This is a genomic window from Streptomyces bottropensis ATCC 25435 (assembly GCF_000383595.1).
Taxonomy (GTDB): Bacteria; Actinomycetota; Actinomycetes; order Streptomycetales; family Streptomycetaceae; genus Streptomyces; species Streptomyces bottropensis.
The window spans coordinates 6013894-6031423 of record NZ_KB911581.1 but is presented as its reverse complement, the minus strand read 5'-3'; the positions used below and the strand labels follow the sequence as shown (position 1 = coordinate 6031423).

General features: G+C 71.3%; 14 protein-coding genes. 2 read left to right on the top strand and 12 right to left on the bottom strand.

Annotated elements, in window-relative coordinates:
- Positions 1–681 precede the first annotated feature (681 nt).
- Complete coding sequence (locus STRBO_RS0126890) at positions 682–2166, top strand: ricin-type beta-trefoil lectin domain protein (RefSeq protein ID WP_020665618.1); 1485 nt, start codon at positions 682–684, stop codon at positions 2164–2166.
- A gap of 191 nt (positions 2167–2357) precedes the next feature.
- Here the strand turns inward: STRBO_RS0126890 and STRBO_RS0126885 are convergent, their stop codons facing one another.
- From STRBO_RS0126885 to STRBO_RS0126835, 11 genes are all read right to left on the bottom strand, one after another.
- Entirely contained in the window at positions 2358–3524 is a 1167-nt protein-coding gene (locus STRBO_RS0126885) for an esterase-like activity of phytase family protein (protein ID WP_005484212.1), read from the bottom strand.
- Positions 3521–4486, bottom strand: a complete 966-nt coding sequence (locus STRBO_RS0126880; protein WP_005484210.1) for an ABC transporter permease — start codon at positions 4484–4486, stop codon at positions 3521–3523. The genes STRBO_RS0126885 and STRBO_RS0126880 overlap by 4 nt, the downstream gene beginning before the upstream one ends.
- Entirely contained in the window at positions 4486–5625 is a 1140-nt protein-coding gene (locus STRBO_RS0126875; protein WP_005484208.1) for an ABC transporter permease, read from the bottom strand. Before STRBO_RS0126875 ends, STRBO_RS0126880 begins: the two co-directional genes overlap by 1 nt.
- Positions 5622–7211 (bottom strand): ABC transporter ATP-binding protein, encoded by a 1590-nt coding sequence (locus tag STRBO_RS0126870; protein ID WP_005484206.1) that lies wholly within the window; start codon positions 7209–7211, stop codon positions 5622–5624. Before STRBO_RS0126870 ends, STRBO_RS0126875 begins: the two co-directional genes overlap by 4 nt.
- Positions 7212–7227: 16 nt before the next feature.
- Positions 7228–8325 carry a BMP family lipoprotein gene (locus STRBO_RS0126865; RefSeq protein WP_020115128.1) on the bottom strand — a complete coding sequence of 366 codons (1098 nt, stop codon included), beginning with the start codon at positions 8323–8325 and terminating at the stop codon, positions 7228–7230.
- Positions 8326–8441: 116 nt separating this feature from the next.
- The gene (gene deoD / locus STRBO_RS0126860) at positions 8442–9194 is read right to left on the bottom strand and encodes a purine-nucleoside phosphorylase (protein ID WP_005484200.1); all 753 of its coding nucleotides are present in this window, start codon (positions 9192–9194) and stop codon (positions 8442–8444) included.
- Positions 9194–9955 carry a glutamine amidotransferase gene (locus tag STRBO_RS0126855; protein ID WP_005484198.1) on the bottom strand — a complete coding sequence of 254 codons (762 nt, stop codon included), beginning with the start codon at positions 9953–9955 and terminating at the stop codon, positions 9194–9196. Before STRBO_RS0126855 ends, deoD begins: the two co-directional genes overlap by 1 nt.
- Positions 9956–10018: 63 nt before the next feature.
- Positions 10019–11077, bottom strand: a complete 1059-nt coding sequence (locus STRBO_RS0126850) for a LacI family DNA-binding transcriptional regulator (RefSeq protein WP_005484196.1) — start codon at positions 11075–11077, stop codon at positions 10019–10021.
- Complete coding sequence (locus STRBO_RS0126845) at positions 11067–12410, bottom strand: amidohydrolase family protein (protein ID WP_005484194.1); 1344 nt, start codon at positions 12408–12410, stop codon at positions 11067–11069. The genes STRBO_RS0126850 and STRBO_RS0126845 overlap by 11 nt, the downstream gene beginning before the upstream one ends.
- 92 nt (positions 12411–12502) lie before the next feature.
- On the bottom strand, positions 12503–13972 hold the full coding sequence (locus STRBO_RS0126840) for an APC family permease (RefSeq protein ID WP_005484192.1): 1470 nt from the start codon (positions 13970–13972) through the stop codon (positions 12503–12505).
- 90 nt (positions 13973–14062) lie between these two features.
- Positions 14063–14797, bottom strand: coding sequence for a FadR/GntR family transcriptional regulator (locus STRBO_RS0126835; protein ID WP_005484190.1), 735 nt, complete (start codon positions 14795–14797; stop codon positions 14063–14065).
- Between the two features lie 808 nt (positions 14798–15605).
- Between STRBO_RS0126835 and STRBO_RS0126825 the strand changes: the two genes are divergently transcribed.
- Positions 15606–17057, top strand: coding sequence for an amino acid permease (locus tag STRBO_RS0126825; protein WP_202500368.1), 1452 nt, complete (start codon positions 15606–15608; stop codon positions 17055–17057).
- Positions 17058–17176: 119 nt separating this feature from the next.
- On the opposite strand, the gene STRBO_RS0126820 is transcribed toward STRBO_RS0126825, so the two are convergent.
- Complete coding sequence (locus STRBO_RS0126820) at positions 17177–17473, bottom strand: DUF2218 domain-containing protein (protein ID WP_005484184.1); 297 nt, start codon at positions 17471–17473, stop codon at positions 17177–17179.
- Between the last annotated feature and the right edge of the window lie 57 nt (positions 17474–17530).

Sequence of the window (17530 nt, the reverse complement as noted above, 5' to 3'; positions counted from 1 at the left end):
GGGACGACTGCGACAGGCAGAGCCGCCTGTCGACCCTGCGGGCGCAGCTGGGCACACGCGTCGCTGTTCGGCCGGTGCGACGTGGCCGGTGCGACGTGGCCGGTCCGCGTGCGACTCCGGGGACGGCCACGGGACCGGCTGTGCGGCATGGTGGCCTCGTACGTCGACCGCGCGGCCGTGGCCGGGGAGTGCCCGTCGGCGGCCCCGGGCATGGGCGAGGCGTGCACGGTACGTGCCGCTCGACCTCGCTGCCCGGCCGCCGAACTCGGCTCCCCGCGGCGCGAGTTGCGGCAACCGGATCAACTCTTCGGCCGGCGCGTCACCTTTCCGGTGCCCGGCTCGCCGGTGGAGCTTCGTGCGGCGGTAGTCCAAGGATGCGGCCCCGCGCGGCATATGTCTGGTGGGGCGTGCGACGGCCTGTCGAACAGCCGCCCTCGCCCCCATCGGCCGACGGACCGCTCCGGGTCCGGTGAGGGGGCCCGCGCCGCACTCCGGAACCGTCACGGGTCTTGTCACCTGTGCCGGCGTCGTGCCAATCTCCGCCATGGTTACGTAAACATGGCCGGTTCGAATGGGTCCGAGTATCCGTACCGGACCCTGGTTCATCAGGTTCATCAGTGCCTCGGCTCAGGTGACGAACCCGCACTCCGCCCTCCGCGCTTTCCTGTCACTGGAGACGACATGACCAAGACCCCGACGAGGCACAGGAGGCCGGCCACCGTGCTCATGGCCGGCCTAGGTGCGACGCTCATGTTCCTGAGCGCCGCCCCTCCCGCTCTCGCCCGGTCGGCCGCCGACACGTCAGCCGCCTCGCACGCGTCGGAGAAGCCCAAGCCGAAGGGCGGTACCAGCGACTTCCGCGGAGTGAACTGGGCCGACCCGCGCGACAACTACGCCGGCGACGCCGTGGTGCCGAGCGGGCTGGCGGTGACCGACAACTACCGCACCGTGTACCGCACCACGGACAAGATGGTGCGCGGCTTCAAGAAGAACCTGGGCGCCAACACGCTGCGTCTGCCGATCAACCCGGCGACCGTGAACACCACCTGGTGGAAGTCGTACCGCGCGACGATCGACGCGGCCACGGCCTACGGTGACAAGGTCATCGTCAGCTACTGGGAGGCCGACACCAGCAAGGACGGGCTGGTCGACGACACGGCCGCCTGGAAGAAGATGTGGAAGACCGTGGTGCGGGAGTACAAGCACAACCCGCGGGTCTACTTCGAGCCGATGAACGAGCCGCACGGCTACACCCTGAAGCAGTGGGTGTCCGTCACCAGCGGCTGGCTTGACCGGTACAAGGACGTTCCGCGCGGCCGTGTCGTGATCAGCGGCACCGGCTACAACGACAACGTCACCGGCGTCGGCGCGGCCCGCGAACTGCGCGGCACACTGCTGTCCCTGCACTTCTACGGCTTCTGGAACAGCTACACCAAGCAGTCCGAATGGACCGCCGACCTCAAGGCCCGGATCGGCAAGTACGCCGACCGGACCATCATCGACGAGGCCGGCGCCCCGATGACCATCGGCCTGAACTACGGCGCCTGGAACGGCAACATCTACACCTCGTACCTCGCTGCCGTGGCCGACACCGCCCGCAGCGAGGGAATGGGTTTGGTCTACTGGCCGGGGCTGCGGTTCGACGACGCCTATTCGATCCAGTCGCTGGACGCCAAGGGCAACCTCGTGAACAACAGCGAGACCGGGGTCGCGCTGCTGCGCTGGGGCTACGGCTTCGGCAAGACCCCGCCGGTCAACAACCTGCCGCCCGCGCCTCCCGGTGAGGTCCTGCGGGGCGTGGGCTCGGGCCGCTGCGTCGACGTGCCCGGCTTCAGCACGAAGAGCGGAACCCAGCTCGACCTCTGGGACTGCAACTCCGGAGGCAACCAGATCTGGAACTGGAACGCGGACAAACAGCTCACCGTCTACGGCAACAAGTGCATGACGGTGGGAGGCACCGGAGCCACGGCGGGCGACCCCGTGGTCATCGCCGACTGCACCGGCGCGGCGGCACAGCAGTGGAACGTGAACACGGACCTCTCCGTGACCAGCGTCGCGAACCCGGCGCTCTGCCTGGACGCGGCCGGAGCGGGCACCGGCAACGGCACCTCGGTCGACGTCTGGTTCTGCAACGGCAGCAGCAACCAGCAGTGGACCAGGAGCTGACGCCGGCACCTGTCTGCCTCGGCCCCGACCCGGAGGACCGACCCGACACCGTTCGAAACCGCCGGCGCCGTCGCGCTTCGCCCTACGGCGAGTCCGGCGGCGCCGACGGCGTTCGCGTGGACCAGCCGGCGGGACCAAGCCCCGCCGATCCGCCGATCCGCCGATCCGCCGATCCGTCGGCCCAGAACGGCCTAGGCGAATGCGAAGGCCAGGAACTGGGTCACCTGGCGGGCGGCGAAATTGTCGTCGGAGACCAGGACGACCGTGCGGCGGCCGTCGGGGAGTCGGGGGCCGAGGGTGATGCCCTCGACGTTGTCGACCCGGGAGAGCCCGGCTACGTCGGACAGGTCGGTCACGAGCGTCTTGCGGACCGGCCGGACGGGCTGCGCGGACGGGTCGGTGAGGGAGTCGCGCCCAAGGACGTCGGTGGCGGCGTGCAGGTCGACCAGGTAGATGCGGGCCTTCCAGTTGTTGTCGGCGTAGATCGAGGCGCGCTCCAGGACCAGGAAGCGGCCGTGGCCGAGCGCCACGAGGTCGCTGACCCCGTTGGTGTCGGTGCTGCCCGCGGGGGTCGCGGCGAACAGTGGCTCCAGCGGGTAGGCGTACTGGGACAGCGGCTGCCCGGTGCGGGCGTCGTGGACGGTGATGCGGGTGAGGGCGCCGTGCTCGGGGGTGGGGTCGTCGCCGTCCTGGTGGAGGGGGTCCTCCATGGCGGTGACGATCCGCCGTCCGTCCGGGGTGAAGGTGACCCCTTCCAGGGTCTGGTTCTTGCGGGGGCCGAACTCCTTTGCGTCCATGTGCAGTTGAGGGGGCAGTGCGAGCTGTCCGGTGGAGGTGCCGGTCGTGGTGGCACGGCGGATCCAGGGGTCGCCGAGGAGGGCCGGGCCGTCGGACGGGACGATGCGTTCGCCCTCGCTCGTCCAGGCGAGACTGCCGTCGCGCGGGTCTACGGCGATGCCCTCCGGGTCGGGCGCGACGGTGGCGGTGGCGGTCGAGGTGGGCGGGAAGGTGGTGCCGTCCGGGCGGAGCCAGGGGTGGGTGCCGGTGAGCTCGACGCCTTTGAGGGCGCCGCCGGTGAGATCCACGCGGGCGGTGTAGAAGCGAGCGGGGCCGGTCTGCGACCGGTCGTCGCTGATCAGGTAGTACGCGCCGGACTTCGCGTCGTAACTGATCGCGGACAGCCCGCCGACGGTGGTGCCCTGGAAGGTCATCGCGTTCGGCAGCTCCCGCTCGCCCAGGAAGTCCAGCCGTACGCCGCTGTCGTGAGCGGCGGCGGCCGGGGTGCCGAAGAGGGCGGGAAGCGCGGCGAGGACGACGGCGCCGGCGATGATCCGGGCGCGGGCGGCGCGGATGCTCATGGGGTCTCCGTGAGTTGTGGGGTGGGCAGGCCGGGCGGTGACGCGGGCGCGGTACGTGCCGCGCGGCGGCGTCGCCAGGCGAAGAGGGCGAGTGCGAACAGGGTGAAGGCGTACGGGATCGCGGAGACCAGCTGGGACGGGATGGCGAGGTTGCCGAGCTGGACGGCGAGGGCCTCGGCGGTGCCGAAGCCGAGGGCGGCGAGGAAGACGCCCCAGGGGCGCAGGGCGCCGAGGAAGACGGCGGCCAGGGCGATGTAGCCGCGGCCCGCGGTCATACCGGTGACGAAGAAGGACACCGCGCCCATGCTCAGGAACACTCCGGCCGCCCCGGCCAGCGCACCGCTGAGCGCGAGGGCGCGGAACTGGACCCGGTGCACATGGATGCCGACCGAACGGGCCGCCTCGGGATGCTCGCCGACGGCACGCAGATGGAAACCGAACCGGGCCCGGTACAGCAGCCAGGCCACCGCCGGGGCGGCGGCGAGAGCGGCCCAGGTCAGCACGTTCTGCCCGCTGAGCACCGCGCCGAGACCGGGAACGTCCTCGATGAGCGGCAGCCGGACCGAGGGGAGTGCCCCGCTGTGCAGCCTGCTGGTCCCGCCCTTGTCGCCGAGGAGCGCGTACACGGTGTACGCGGTCGCGCCCGCCGCGAGCAGGTTGAGGCCGATGCCCGCGATGATGGCGTCCGCGCCGAGGTAGAGGTGCAGCACGCCGAGCAGCAGCGCGAGCAGCGCGCCCCCGGCGATCCCGCACGCGGCCCCCGCCCACACCGAGCCGCTGTACCCGGCGACCAGCGCACCCGTGCAGGCGGCGGTCAGCATCGAGCCCTCCAGCGCGATGTTGGGCACGCCGGCCCGCTCGGCCAGCAGACCGCCGAGGGCGGCGAGGACGTACGGCGTGGACACCCCGAGGATCGCCGCGAGGAATCCGGTGCTGAGCACGACGTCGAGGACGGGGCCCATCAGCGGGCCTCCCTTCGGGCGAGGTACCGCTTGACGAGTTCGGGCAGCGCCCGGGCGGTCACGAGCAGCACGATGACCGCCTGGATGATGGTCACGGCCTCGGAGCCGACATCGGTCTGCTGCTCCATCACATCGCCGCCGACGCGCAGATACGAGTAGAGGAGCGCGGCGGCGACCACGCCGACCGGGTTGTTGCGCCCGAGAAGGGCGACGACGATGCCCTCGAAGGCCAGGCCGCCGGCCATGTCGGGCTGCAGCCCGCCGTAGACGCCGAGGGCGAGGTGCGCCCCGGCGAGACCGGCGAGCGCGCCGCCGATGACGAAGCTCCACTCGATGGTGCGCGGTACGTCGAGGCCGCCGTACCGGGCGAAGTCCGGGTTGGAGCCGGTGATCCGGATGCGGTAGCCGAGCGGTGTCCTGGCCAGCAGGAACCAGACGGCCGCGGCGACCGTGAGCATCCCGAACAGGCCGATGTTCGCCCGGTCCAGGGGCACGCCGAAGAAGTCCGAGAGCAACGGCAGCGCCGAGTCCGGCCGCACCGGGGCGGACTGCACCGCGCTGCTGTCGGGCGCCTTGATGTGATCGGTGAGGAGGTAGTCGAAGACCCGCACGACGACGGCGTTCAGCATCAGGGTGGCGACGATCTCGTTGGCGCCGAGGCGGGCCTTCATCACCCCCGGGACCGCGCCCAGCGCGCCCCCGGCGAGGGCGGCGACGGCGAGCGGCACCAGGACGGCGGCGACCGGCGGCAGATGCAGGTGGATCGCCACCAGGGCGCCGGCCAGGGCGCCGGCGTACACCTGGCCCTCCGCGCCGAGGCTGATCTGCCGGGCCCGGAAGGGGATCGACACGGACAGACCGAGCAGCGCCAGGGTGGTGGCGTCGGCGAGCCAGCGGCCGATCCGGGGCGTGCGCTCCAGCGGGCCGGTGAGCAGGGCGTTCAGCGCGCCGGTGGCGTCCTTGCCGGAGGCCAGGACGACCAGGAAGGCGATGAGGACGGCGACGGCGACGGTCAGCACGGTCATCGTCAGCTCGACGACGGCCGTACGGCGCCGGGTGGCCAGGAAATCCCGGCGTCCCCGCGTCTCGGGCCGCCCCTGCGCTTCCGCGGCTGTTCCGGGTTCCAGGGTCGAGGTCATCGGACACCTGCCGTGATCCGCTCGTCGGGATGCCGCTCCACGCCGAGCATGTACAGGCCGGTGGCCTCCTCGGTGAGCCCGGTCGGGTCGTCGAAGCGGGCGACCAGGCGGCCGTCCTTGATGACGAGCAACCGGTCGGAGAGCGCGAGCAGTTCACCGAGGTCGGCGGAGACGAGCAGCACCGCCGCGCCCGCGTCCCGGGCCTCGACGAGCCGCTCGTACATGAAGTGCATGGCGCCGATGTCGACGCCCCGGGTCAGCTGTGCGGCGAGCAGCAGGCGTGGCCGGGCGGACAGTTCGCGGGCGACGACGACCTTCTGCAGGTTGCCGCCGGACAGGGAACCGGCCGTCGCGTCGGGATGCGGGGCGCGGATCGCGTACCGGCCGATCAGGTCCTCCGCCAGTTCACGGATGCGGCGGGTGCGCAGGATGCCGCGCCGGGCGACGGGGGGCCGGTCGTGACGGTCGACGATCAGGTTGTCGGCGATGGAGCGGTCCAGGGCCGCCCCGTTCGACAGCCGGTCCTCGGGCACATGGGCGACACCGGCCCGGCGGTGGCCGGCCGCGTCGAGGTGGGTGACGTCGGTGCCGTCCACGGTGACCGTTCCGGCGGTGGGCCGGCGCAGTCCGGCGAGCAGTTCGACGAGTTCGGTCTGGCCGTTGCCCTCGACACCCGCGAGACCGACGATCTCTCCGGCCGCGATGTCGAGGGACACGTCGTGCACCGAGGGTCCGGAGAGCCCCCGTACCCGCAGCACTCCCGCCCCGGGCCGGGCCGGAGGCTTCGTCACGTCGAGGGACATCTCCCGGCCGACCATCATGGACGCCAGCTGCGCCGGGGTCGCCTCCTCGGTGCGCACGGTCGCGACCATCGACCCGGCGCGCATGACGGTCACGCGGTCGCTGATCTGCCGTACCTCCTTGAGCTTGTGCGAGATGAACAGCACGGTCATGCCCGCGTCGCGCAGTCTGCGGACCGCGCCGAACAGGTCGGTGGTCTCCTGGGGGGTGAGCACGGCGGTGGGTTCGTCGAGGATCAGGATGCGGGCGCCGCGGTGCAGGGCCTTGAGGATCTCGGCGCGCTGGCGCATTCCCACCGACACCGCGTCGACCCTGGCCTCCGGGTCGACGGCGAGCCCCGCCTCCTCGGCCAGCGCGGCGGTACGTTCGGCGGCGGCCACCCGGTCGACGCGGCCGGCCCGGCCCGGTTCGACGCCGAGGACGACGTTCTCGGCGATGGTGAACGACGGCACCAGCATGAGGTTCTGGTGGACCATCCCCACCCCGAGGGCGATGGCGTCCTGCGGCCGGGAGAACCTGACCGGCCGGCCGTGCACGCTGAGCTGCCCGGCCGACGGCTGCTCCAGCCCGTACAGCAGCTTCATCAGTGTCGACTTGCCGGCGCCGTTCTGCCCGACGATGGCCCTGATCTCGCCGACGGGCACCGACAGGTCGACGTCGATCACGGCGCGGGTGCCGTTGGGGTAGGTCTTGCCCAGACCCGTGGCCGCCAGGGCGGGCGGGGCGGACGTGGCCTGTTCCGCGGGCCGGTGCACGGTCGCGTCGGTTTCCTCGATGGGTTCCACCAGTGTTCCTCGGAGGTCAGAAGGCCGAAGGGACCTTGACGGCACCGGACTTGACCTTCGCGGCCTGCGCCTTGAGTTCGGCGCGTACGGCGGCGGGGACGAGCTTGTCGAAGTTGGCGTTCTCCACGTAGCCCACGCCGTCCTCGGCGAGGCCCACGGCGGCGGGCTTCCCGTAGGCGAGCGTGCCCGCCTTGTTCGCCTTGGCCGCCAGGTAGAGCGCGTTGCCGGCGTTCTTGAGGATGGAGGTGACGACCGTCTGGCGCTGGTCGGCGTCGGTGAGCGTCCTGTACTGGTCGGAGTCGACGCCGAAGGCGTACCGCTTGGCGGCCACGGCCGACTCGAACACGCCGAGCCCGGAGGATCCGGCGACGGGCCACACCAGTTCGGCGCCCTGCCCGTACATCGCCGAGGCGATCTGCTTGCCCTTGGCGGGGTCGCCGAACGGGTTGTCGCCGCCGACGTACTGCACGAGAACACCCGAGGACGGATTTCCGCCCGCCGCCTCGAAGCCCGCCTTGAAGCCGACGACGAAGTCCTCGATGACGGGTATCTTCACTCCGCCGATTACGCCCACCTTCCCGTTTTTTTCGGTGCTGCCGGGAAGGGACTTGTCGGCGACGAGTCTGTCGGCGAGGAATCCGGCGAGATAGGCGGCCTCGTTCTGCTTGAAGGTGACCGAGTAGACATTCGCGCACTTGTTGGAACAGCCGCTCTTGCCCGTGTAGTCGACGGAACCGTCGAAGAGCCAGAACTTCTTGTCGGGGTATTCCGGAGCCAGTTCGGAGACGAGGTCGACCGTGTCCACGGTGCCCGCCGCGAGCACGTCGTAGTCGTCGCCCGCGGCGGCGTCCTCGAAGCCGGAGGCCCACTTCGTGCGGTCGCTGCCCAGCTCGACGACCTTCAGGCTGTAACCGAGGTCCTTCTCCGTCTTCTTCAGGCCCGCGTACGCGGAGTCGAAGAAGGAGCGGTCGCCGAGGTTTCCGTTGATGACGAACTTGATTCTCGGCTTGCCGGAATCTCCGGACCGGGCGGAGTCGGTGTCCGTCGAGGCGCCGCATGCGGCGAGGGTGAGGGAGAGCGCCGCGACGCCTCCCAGAATTCTGATCTTGTTCATCGATCGATTCTCTTTCTGTTCAAGATCCTGTACGTGCTTCTCTGTGGGGGTTGTCCATTGGCCGAAAGCTATGCAATGCAAAACGTTTTGGCTATGGGTCTTTGTGTTCTCTCGCGTCAGGAGTTTGTTTCCGGGAGCAGCGAGGTGGCCGCGATGGTGACGGCCCTGTCGAAGTCGGTCTCCCGCTCGGCCGGGGTGAGCGCCTGCGCATGGCGCACGTGGTCGCTGACCGTCAGGACGGCGAGCGCCTGGCCGCCCTCGGCGGCGGCGGTCGCGTACAGGCCCGCGGCCTCCATCTCGACGGCCAGGGTCCCGTGTGCTTCCAGCCGCTCGAACAGCGCCGGCCGCTCCAGATAGAAGTGGTCGGTGGTGAACACCGGCCCGACATGCGTGCGCGGTCCGGTTCCGCCTTCGGCCCGGGCCCCGGCGTCGGCCCCGGCTTGGGCGGCCCGTGCGGCCGCCGCGGCCAGGCCGAAGGAGGCGGCGTGGCTGAGGTGCACTCCGTCGACACGGCTGCTGCCCATCGCCGAGTCGGTGTGGGCCGTCGTGGCCACGACGACGTCCCGCAGCCCCACCGAGGCGGGGAGGGCGCCCGCGGTGCCCACCCGCACGATGCGGCGCACACCATAGAAGCGGAACAGTTCGGTCGCGTAGATCGTGACGGACGGCATGCCCATGCCCGAGGCCAGTACCGACAGGGGAGCCCCTCGGTACGTTCCGGTGAAGCCTTCGATGCCGCGCACGTCGGTGACCAGCCGCGCGTCCTGAAGGATCGTTTCCGCGATGCGGCGTGCCCGGCGCGGGTCGCCGGGCATCAGCACGTCCGGCGCGAAGTCGCCGGGAGCGGCCGAGATGTGGGCGGTGACCATCAGACCTCCGCCTCTGCCGGGGCCTTGGCCAGCCAGCGGACCAGCCGGTCCCACAGCCCGGGGTAGCCCCGCCACTCCAGGAAGGCCGGCGGGGCCCAGTGCGGCGCCAGGTCGGACGTGAAGGCCGCCGACCTGCCCGCGCCGTACTCGCCCACCGCCAGCAGCGGATGACCCGCGCACTCGACGAGCAGGTCCGCGCTGTCCCGTACCGCCACCTCGTTGAGGCCGAGCAGGTCCGGCCAGGTCGCGTCCAGCCCGTCGACCACCGGGTGTCGGCCGAGAACCCGGGGTGCGGCGCCTGCGGGCAGTTCCACCCGGTCGTCCCGGTCGTGCAGGGTGACCGGCAGCGCGGCGGCCAGCGGGGTGCGGCCCCAGCGGGCCTTGGCGTCGATGCCGGTGAAGGTGAGGTAGCCCCCGACCATCAGCAGGCCGCCGCCGCGTTCGACGTAGGCCCGCAGCAGTTCCGTGCGGTCCGGGGCGGGGACGGAGTGGGCGAAGGTCTGCGGGGTGAGCTGGAAGCTGTTGGCCCCGACGTCGCTGATCACGACGACGTCGTAGGCGTCCAGTCCCTCGGTGGTGGCGGGCACTCTGCTCGCTATCTCATGCGCCGGGACGTAGGTCACCGTGTGGCCGCGGTCGCGCAGCGCGTCGAGGAAGACCTGGGCGCCCTCGACGTACTCGGAGGTGAAGAAGGAGTCGAACCCCTTCTGGTGGACGGAGTGGGTGAACCAGGACTCACCCACGACGAGGACATGGGGCATCGCTGTACGGCCTTTCACAAGAGGTGCGGGGTGTTGAGGTGATGGGGGCGGCGGTGCCCCGGGTCAGCGGGTCGGGCGCACGGGCGCCGTACTGGCGCGGACCTTCAGCCGGACCGGCAGGATGTGCCGGGAGGCGGGGGGCACCTCGTCACGGTGGACGTAGCTGAGGAGTTGGGCGCCGGCGGTGCGGCCGACGTCGTAGGCGGGCTGGTGGACGGTGGTGAGGCGGGGGTGGACCCGGGAGGCGAGCATGATGTCGTCGAAGCCCGCCACCGAGACGTCGCCGGGGACGCTCAGGCCCGCGTCCTCCAGGGCGGCGACCGCGCCGAGCGCCATCAGGTCGTTGGCGGCGAACACCGCGGTGAAGCGACACGGGCCGCCGCCGTCCAGGGCCGCGGCGACCACGTCGTAACCGGACCGTTCGACGAACGCGCCCTCGACCTCGGTGACGCCCGCGTCGCCGAACGCCTCCCGGAAACCGGCGATCCGCTCCAGGCTGCTGACCAGGTCCACCGGCCCGCTGATCGCCAGCACCCGGCGGTGGCCCAGCTCCCGCAGGTGCTCTCCGATCAGCCGGCCGCCGGCGCGGTGGTCGGCGGTGACCAGGATGGTCTGCTCCAGCAGCCCGGGGACGACCTCGTCGGCCAGGGCGATGGGGAACCGCCCGAGCAGCGACGCCAGCCGGCCGCGGGAGGGCGGCGAGCCGGAGGCGTACACCATGCCGTCGATGAACCGGCCGCGGAGCATCTCCAGATAGCGGTCCTCGCGGTCGGGGTCGAACTCGGTGTTGCAGAGGATGACGCCGTAGCCCAGGTCGTGGGCGGCGTCGTCGACGCCCTTGGCGAGTTCGGCGAAGAACTGGTTGGTGATGTCGGGCACCAGCAGCCCTATGACGTTGGTCGAACCGGCCTGGAGGTTGCGCGCCGTGGAGGCCGGGACGTAGCCCAGCCTGCTGACGACCGAGCGGACCCGCTCGGCGGTCTCCTCCGCGACCGGCCGGTTGCCGCTGAGCACATGGGACACCGTGGTCGGGCTGACCCGGGCGGCGGCAGCCACGTCCTTGATCGACGCGGGCCGCCGCAACCGGCGGCGGCCCGCGTCCTCGTCCCGTTCAGGGGTCATAGTGCTGCACCGCCCTGCCGTGCGAGGTGTCGAGGAGCGCGGGCACGCGTCCCTCGATCTCGGCCAGCAGCGCCGGCAGGTCCACCGTCAGCAGCCGGCCGTCCCGCACGACGACCCGCCCGTCCACCACGACCGTGCGCACATCGCTCGCCCGGGCGCTGTAGACCAGGGCCGCCACCGGGTCGTGCACCGGCCGGCAGTGCGCTCCGCCCAGGTCGACCAGCACGATGTCCGCGGCCCGGCCCGGTTCCAGCGTGCCGATCCGGTCCCCGAGGCCGAGCGCCCGTGCCCCACCGCGCGTGGCCAGCCGGACGGTGTCGGAGACCGTCATCCAGGTGGCGTCCCGTTCGGCCTGCTTCTGGGTGAGCGCGATCAGCCGCATCGCCTCCCACACGTCCAGCGTGTTGTGCCCGGCGGCCCCGTCCGTCCCGGCCCCGACGGCGACACCGGCGTCCAGCAGGCTCCGTACCGGGGTGAGCGGACGCAGCGCGTGCTTCAGATACACCTTCGGACAGCAGGCCACGCCCGTACGGCCCCGGTGCGCCGCCAGCGTCGCCAGGTCCTCGGGGACGATCCCGCAGCCGTGCGCGATCAGCGCGCCCGCGTCCAGCACCCCGGTCCGCTCCAGCACCCCGATGGGCGTGATGCCGCGCCGGGCGAGAGACGACTCGGTCTGCTCCAGGTGCTCGGCTGCGTGGATGTGGATGCGCAGGCCCGCCCCCTTGGCCAGCTCCGCCAGCCGGGCCAGGTCCGCGTCGTCGACGGTGTAAGGCGCGTGCGGGCCCAGCGACGCCGTGACCCGTCCGCCACCCGTGCCGTGCAGGGCTACGGCGGTCTCGGCGCTCTCCTCCAGGGCCGCGCGTCCCCGGCTGCTGAAGAAGGTCGGCGCGAGGTCGGCCCGGATCCCGGTCCGTACGACGGCGTCGGCGATCCGATCGGCGTGGAAGTAGTGGTCGGCGAAGGTGGTCACGCCGCTGAGCAGCATCTCCGCGCAGGCCAGCTCCGCACCGAGGCCGATGTCGGCGGGGGTGAGGTTGACCTCCATGGGCCACACCCGCTCGTTGAACCAGGCCTCCACGCTCACGTCCTCGGCGGCGCCGCGCATCAGCGTCATCGGGCCGTGCGTGTGGGCGTTCACCAGCCCGGGTACGGCGAGCAGTCCCGTGCCGTCGACGGTCTCGGCCCCCGCCGCCTCCGGTCCGGACCCCGCCGGACCCAGCCAGGCGATCACTCCGTCCTCGACCAGGATGTCCTGGTCGGTCTCCACTCGACAGGGACCCTGCGCGGGCGTCACAAGCACCGAGCAGGACGTCACGATCAGTCGGTGCGTCATGTGGATCCTTCCGTTCGAACCGGACGTTAAGGATCCAAAACGTTTTGCACAAGCCCCTTCCAAGGGCTGCCGTGGAGCTGTGACCCCGCGCTTCAGTCCGCGTCCGCGACCACGGAACCGACGCGGTCGGCGAGGGTCGGGTCACGGCGGACCAGGAGGGCCGCGTAGCCGACGGCGGCGAGCAGGGCGGCCAGTGCCGCGTAGGGGAACCAGTTGTACGGGGCGGGCTGGCCCGGCTTGGCGAGGTAGTAGAGCGGGACCAGGATGGCCAGGGTGCCGAGCGCGGGCAGGACGAGGTGCCGGACCACCCGGAACTCCTGCGGCCGGTATCTGCGGTAGTACAGCGGCAGGGCGATGTTGGAGGCGAGGTAGACCAGCAGGATCAGGATGGTGCCGAGCGTCGAGGACTCGGTGAAGAAGACCACCGGGTTCATCGGTCCGCCGCCGGATCCCAGCAGATGGCCGAGGCCCCAGCCGCCGATGATCAGCAGGGCCGTGGCGGCGAAGGTGACGATCGCGTTGTTCGGTGTACGGCGGGTGGGGTGCACGTAGCCGAAGAAGGACGGGAGCAGCCCTTCGCGTCCGGCGTTGAACACCAGGCGGGCCTGGGAGTTGATGCCGGCGATCAGCACGCCGAGCGTGGAGGTCAGACCGCCCAGGTAGGTGAGGAACGCCAGTGCGCCGAGGGTGTGCTGGGCCACCTCGACGAAGGGGATCGGGGAGGCCCCGAGCCGGTCCAGGTCGTATCCGAAGCCGGTCACGGTGGCGTAGGCGAAGACGACGTAGCTCACCGTCATGATCGCGACGGAGGAGAACACCGCGCGGCCGACGTTGCGTCGCGGGTTCTCCGTCTCCTCGGCGAGCGCGGCCGAGTTCTCCCAGCCGACGAACAGGTACACCGCCAGGGGGAAACCGGCCGCCAGGCCTCTGAAACCGTTGCTGATGTGGCTGGGCAGGAACGGATCGAGGGAAAGAGAGCCGCGGTGTTCCACGAGTGCCGCGATCGAGACCACGGCCAGGACCAGCATCTCGACGCCGAAGAAGTAGCCGGCCCACTTGGTGGAGACCACGATCCCGCGCAGCATCAGCCCCACGGCCAGTCCGGTGAGCAGCAGGGTCCAGAGGATCCACGGCAGGTCCACGCCGGTGTAGTGGTGCAGGGTGATCTGCACGAACCCGCCGGAGATGGCGATCACGGAGGCCATCGCGATGATGTAGCCCACTCCCGCCAGCAGCGCCGTGGTCACCGCGCTCACCGGTCCGAAGGTCTTGCCCACGAAGGTGGTGAAGCTGCCCGCCGACGGGTGCGCCCGGGAGAACTCGGCCAGCGTGTTGCCGAGCAGCGCGACCGCGATGCCCGCGGCGACGATGGTCAGGGGTGAGGCCACCCCCGCGGTGCCGGCCAGGAAGGCGAAACCGAAGAAGAAGCTCATCGCCGGGCCGACGTTGGCCATCGTGGCGGCGGCGATGTCCGCCATGCCGAGGACGCCGCCACGCAGCCGCTGCGGCGCGTCGCCGACGGGACCCGGCGGGGACGGCTTGCCTGCTCCGGGGTCGGGCATGGCGGCAACTCCTTGTGCGGTGGTGGCCTGATGGGTGCCGCTCCGACTACCGGCGCGGGTTCTCGACGGTCGGACCGGCACGACCCGGCGTCAGCCGTGCCGGGAACGCTGGTGTCCCTTCACCGCCTGTACGGCCGGGTCGGTCGCGCCCCGGCCCAGTTCGGTGAGCAGCTCGGCGTGGCACCGGTTCTGCGCCCGTACCACCGCGGGGTGCGGCAGGGGCAGCAGCAGGCAGAGCCGGCCGAGCAGATCGGCGGCGAACTCGCGCATTCCGGCACCGCCGAGCGTCTCCGCGAGGTCCAGGTGGAAGCGGGTCTCCAACTCGGCCAGGTGTGCCGGATCGTCGGTCAGTTCCGTCTCCTCGACCAACGCCCGGAGCCCCTCCAGCCGTTCGCCCGGCACCTCTCCCGAACCGTGGGCCACGAGGCCGCATTCGAGCAGCAGATGGAAGGCGTCGAGTGCGGCTGCCTCCTGGGCGTCGTGCATCACGGCGACGACGGTGTCCCACTCCTGCGCGACGAAGGTGCCGCCCGCACGTCCGCGTCGGCGGTCCAGCAGGCCGTCCTGGCACATGCCCTCCAGCGCCCGCCGGACGGTGATCTCGCTGATCCCCAGTTCCTCGGCCAGGACCCCGGTGTCGGGGAGCCGGTCCCCGGGCCGTACGGAGCGCAGGCGGACCCGCAGGGCGATGCGTGACCGGACGAGATCGGATCCGTTCTGGCCCCCGCCGGGCAGGGCGCGGGCGTGTCCCACGCCGGTGACCGACGTCGTCCGAGCCGGGCCCGGCTGGTTGTACGGCCCGAACTTGCCCGCTGCATTCACCACGACGCCACCCTAACGGCCTGCTGAACGCGGCCCCGGCCCGTGAGGCACGCGACCCGGCGCGCCGGGCCGCGGCGGGGGCGGAGGTGGGGGCGGAGGCGGGCGCGGTCGCACGGCGACCGGCGTCCGGGCGGCCGGTGTCCCGGCGCCCGGTCTCCGGCCCGCAGGTGCTGCGGGTCGGCTTCTCGGCGTTCGCCCATCGGGAAGCGGGCTCGCGCGGGTGTGGTGCACAGGACTCCCAGGGTGCGGGGATCGCCGGAGGGAACTCCCCCGAAGCGGTCCGTGACGGCCCGGGGACAGCCGGGCCACGGCGTGGCGCGGCTGTCGCGCCGGTACGGAGGAGCCGCGATGGAGAAAAATTAGAGCAAGGTGAACAGTTAAACAAGACCTGGCCGCGCCCGGTTCGCGGGCGGGGGAGGGGGTGGGTCGGTGGCCGGGGTGTCACGCCCCTGAGCAGGGGATTCGTGCCTCGTCGCGCGGTCCGCGGGGTGAGGTGACGGCGGCGTCCGCGAGACGTCGGTGCCCCGGAGCGCGGCGCGTGGGAGCCGTCGCCGGGCAGCTGGGCCTCTTGTTTTTTTTGATCGCCGTGAACTATTTTCCTGAGCGTCATCGGGCGGCCGACACGACGGACGCCGACCGGCGGTCGTGATCCACCATGCCTTCCCCGCGACCGTGATCGCCACCCGCGACCCCGCCGCCGACCCGGCAACCCCGCATGTCGCGCCCGGCGCGTCCGGCGGGTCCAGACGGCCGACTCCGTCGGACATCGCCGGAATCATCCACATTCCCCGCCAGTCCCCTGGATGTAGAAATGACAACACGTCCCCCTGCCCCCGCTCCCGATACGGTGACCACCACCGAAAGCACCCCAGCGGAATCCGGCCTGCAGGCCGGGCTGAAGAACCGTCACCTGTCGATGATCGCCATCGGCGGCGTGATCGGCGCGGGCCTGTTCGTCGGTTCCGGCTCGGGCATCGCCGCCGCGGGACCCGGCATCCTCGTGTCGTACGCACTCGTGGGCGCCCTGGTCGTGCTCGTGATGCGCATGCTGGGTGAGATGGCCGCCGCGAACCCGACCTCCGGCTCCTTCTCCGCCTACGCCGACCGCGCGCTCGGCCGCTGGGCCGGGTTCTCCATCGGCTGGCTGTACTGGTTCTTCTGGGTCGTGGTGCTCGCCGTGGAGGCGACCGCCGGCGCGAAGATCCTGGAGGGCTGGATCCCGGGCGTGCCCCAGTGGGCCTGGGCGCTCATCGTGATGATCGTGCTGACCGTCTCCAACCTCGCCTCGGTCGCCTCCTACGGCGAGTTCGAGTTCTGGTTCGCCGGGATCAAGGTCGTCGCGATCGTCGCGTTCATCGGGGTCGGTCTCCTGGCCGTCTTCGGGATCCTGCCGGGCACGCACAGCGACACCGCGGGACTGTCCAACCTCACCGCGCACGGTGGTTTCCTGCCCAACGGGCCCGGCAAGATCCTCACCGGCGTGCTGATGGTCGTCTTCTCCTTCATGGGCAGCGAGATCGTCACCCTGGCGGCGGGGGAGTCCGAGGACCCCCAGCGCGCGGTCACCAAGGCCACCAACAGCGTCATCTGGCGGATCGGCGTGTTCTACCTCGGCTCGATCTTCGTCGTGCTGACCCTGCTGCCCTGGAACTCCCCGGCCATCACCAAGGACGGCTCGTACGTCGCCGCCCTGGACTCCCTGGGCATCGCGCACGCCGGGCAGGTCATGAACTTCATCGTGCTCACCTCGGTGCTGTCCTGTCTGAACTCCGGCCTCTACACCGCCTCCCGCATGGCCTTCTCCCTCGGCCGCCGCGGTGACGCCCCCGCCGCCTTCGGCCGGACCAAGCGCCGGGGTGTGCCGCAGACCGCGATTCTCGCCTCGGTCGTCTTCGGCTTCGTCGCGGTGTTCTTCAACTACGCCTGGCCCGACACCGTCTTCCTGTTCCTGCTCAACTCCTCCGGCGCCATCGCCCTGTTCGTCTGGCTGGTCATCTGCTTCTCGCAGCTGCGGATGCGCCGGATCATCCAGGCCGAGGCGCCCGAGAAGCTCGTCGTCCGTATGTGGCTGTTCCCGTACCTGACCTGGGCCACCATCGCCCTGATCGTGTTCGTGCTCGGCTACATGCTCACCGACACCGCCTCCGGCGGCGGCCGGGACCAGGTCGTCCTGTCCACCCTGGTGGCCGGGGGCGTGGTGGCCTTCGCACTGATCCGCAAGCGGCTGTCACCTGCCCGGCAGAAGGCGGGCACCCCCTCGTAGGGGACCGGGCCCGCACAGGGCCGCCCCTACCGCCGGTGACGCGACTCTCCTCTCGCGTCACCGGCCGCATGACTGCACGGCCGCATGGCTGCACACGCCACCGGGCTGGCCGTCGGCCGTCAGCTCTCGGACGGCTCTTCCCAGGTGACGGACAGTTCGTTGCGCTGGCCGAAGCGTTCGAGGTGGCTGCCCACGACCTCGCGGATGGAGGTGAGCGCGGACGCGTCGGGTGCGGTCACGCGGATCAGGAGGTGGTCCTCGGCGGGCTGGAGGAGGACATCGGTCTGCTCGAAGGTGAGGCGGTGGCCGCCTTCGGAAGTCTGCTCGGTGGGGATCTTCCGGCCGAAGTGCGAGGCGAGTTGCTTGGCGTAGCGGGGGGCGGCGTCGGTGGAGGCGCGACCGAGGGAGGTGGGCATGGGGAGACTCCAAGGGGCGGGGGATCAAGGCGGTGCGACCGTTGCTTCAAATTTGAA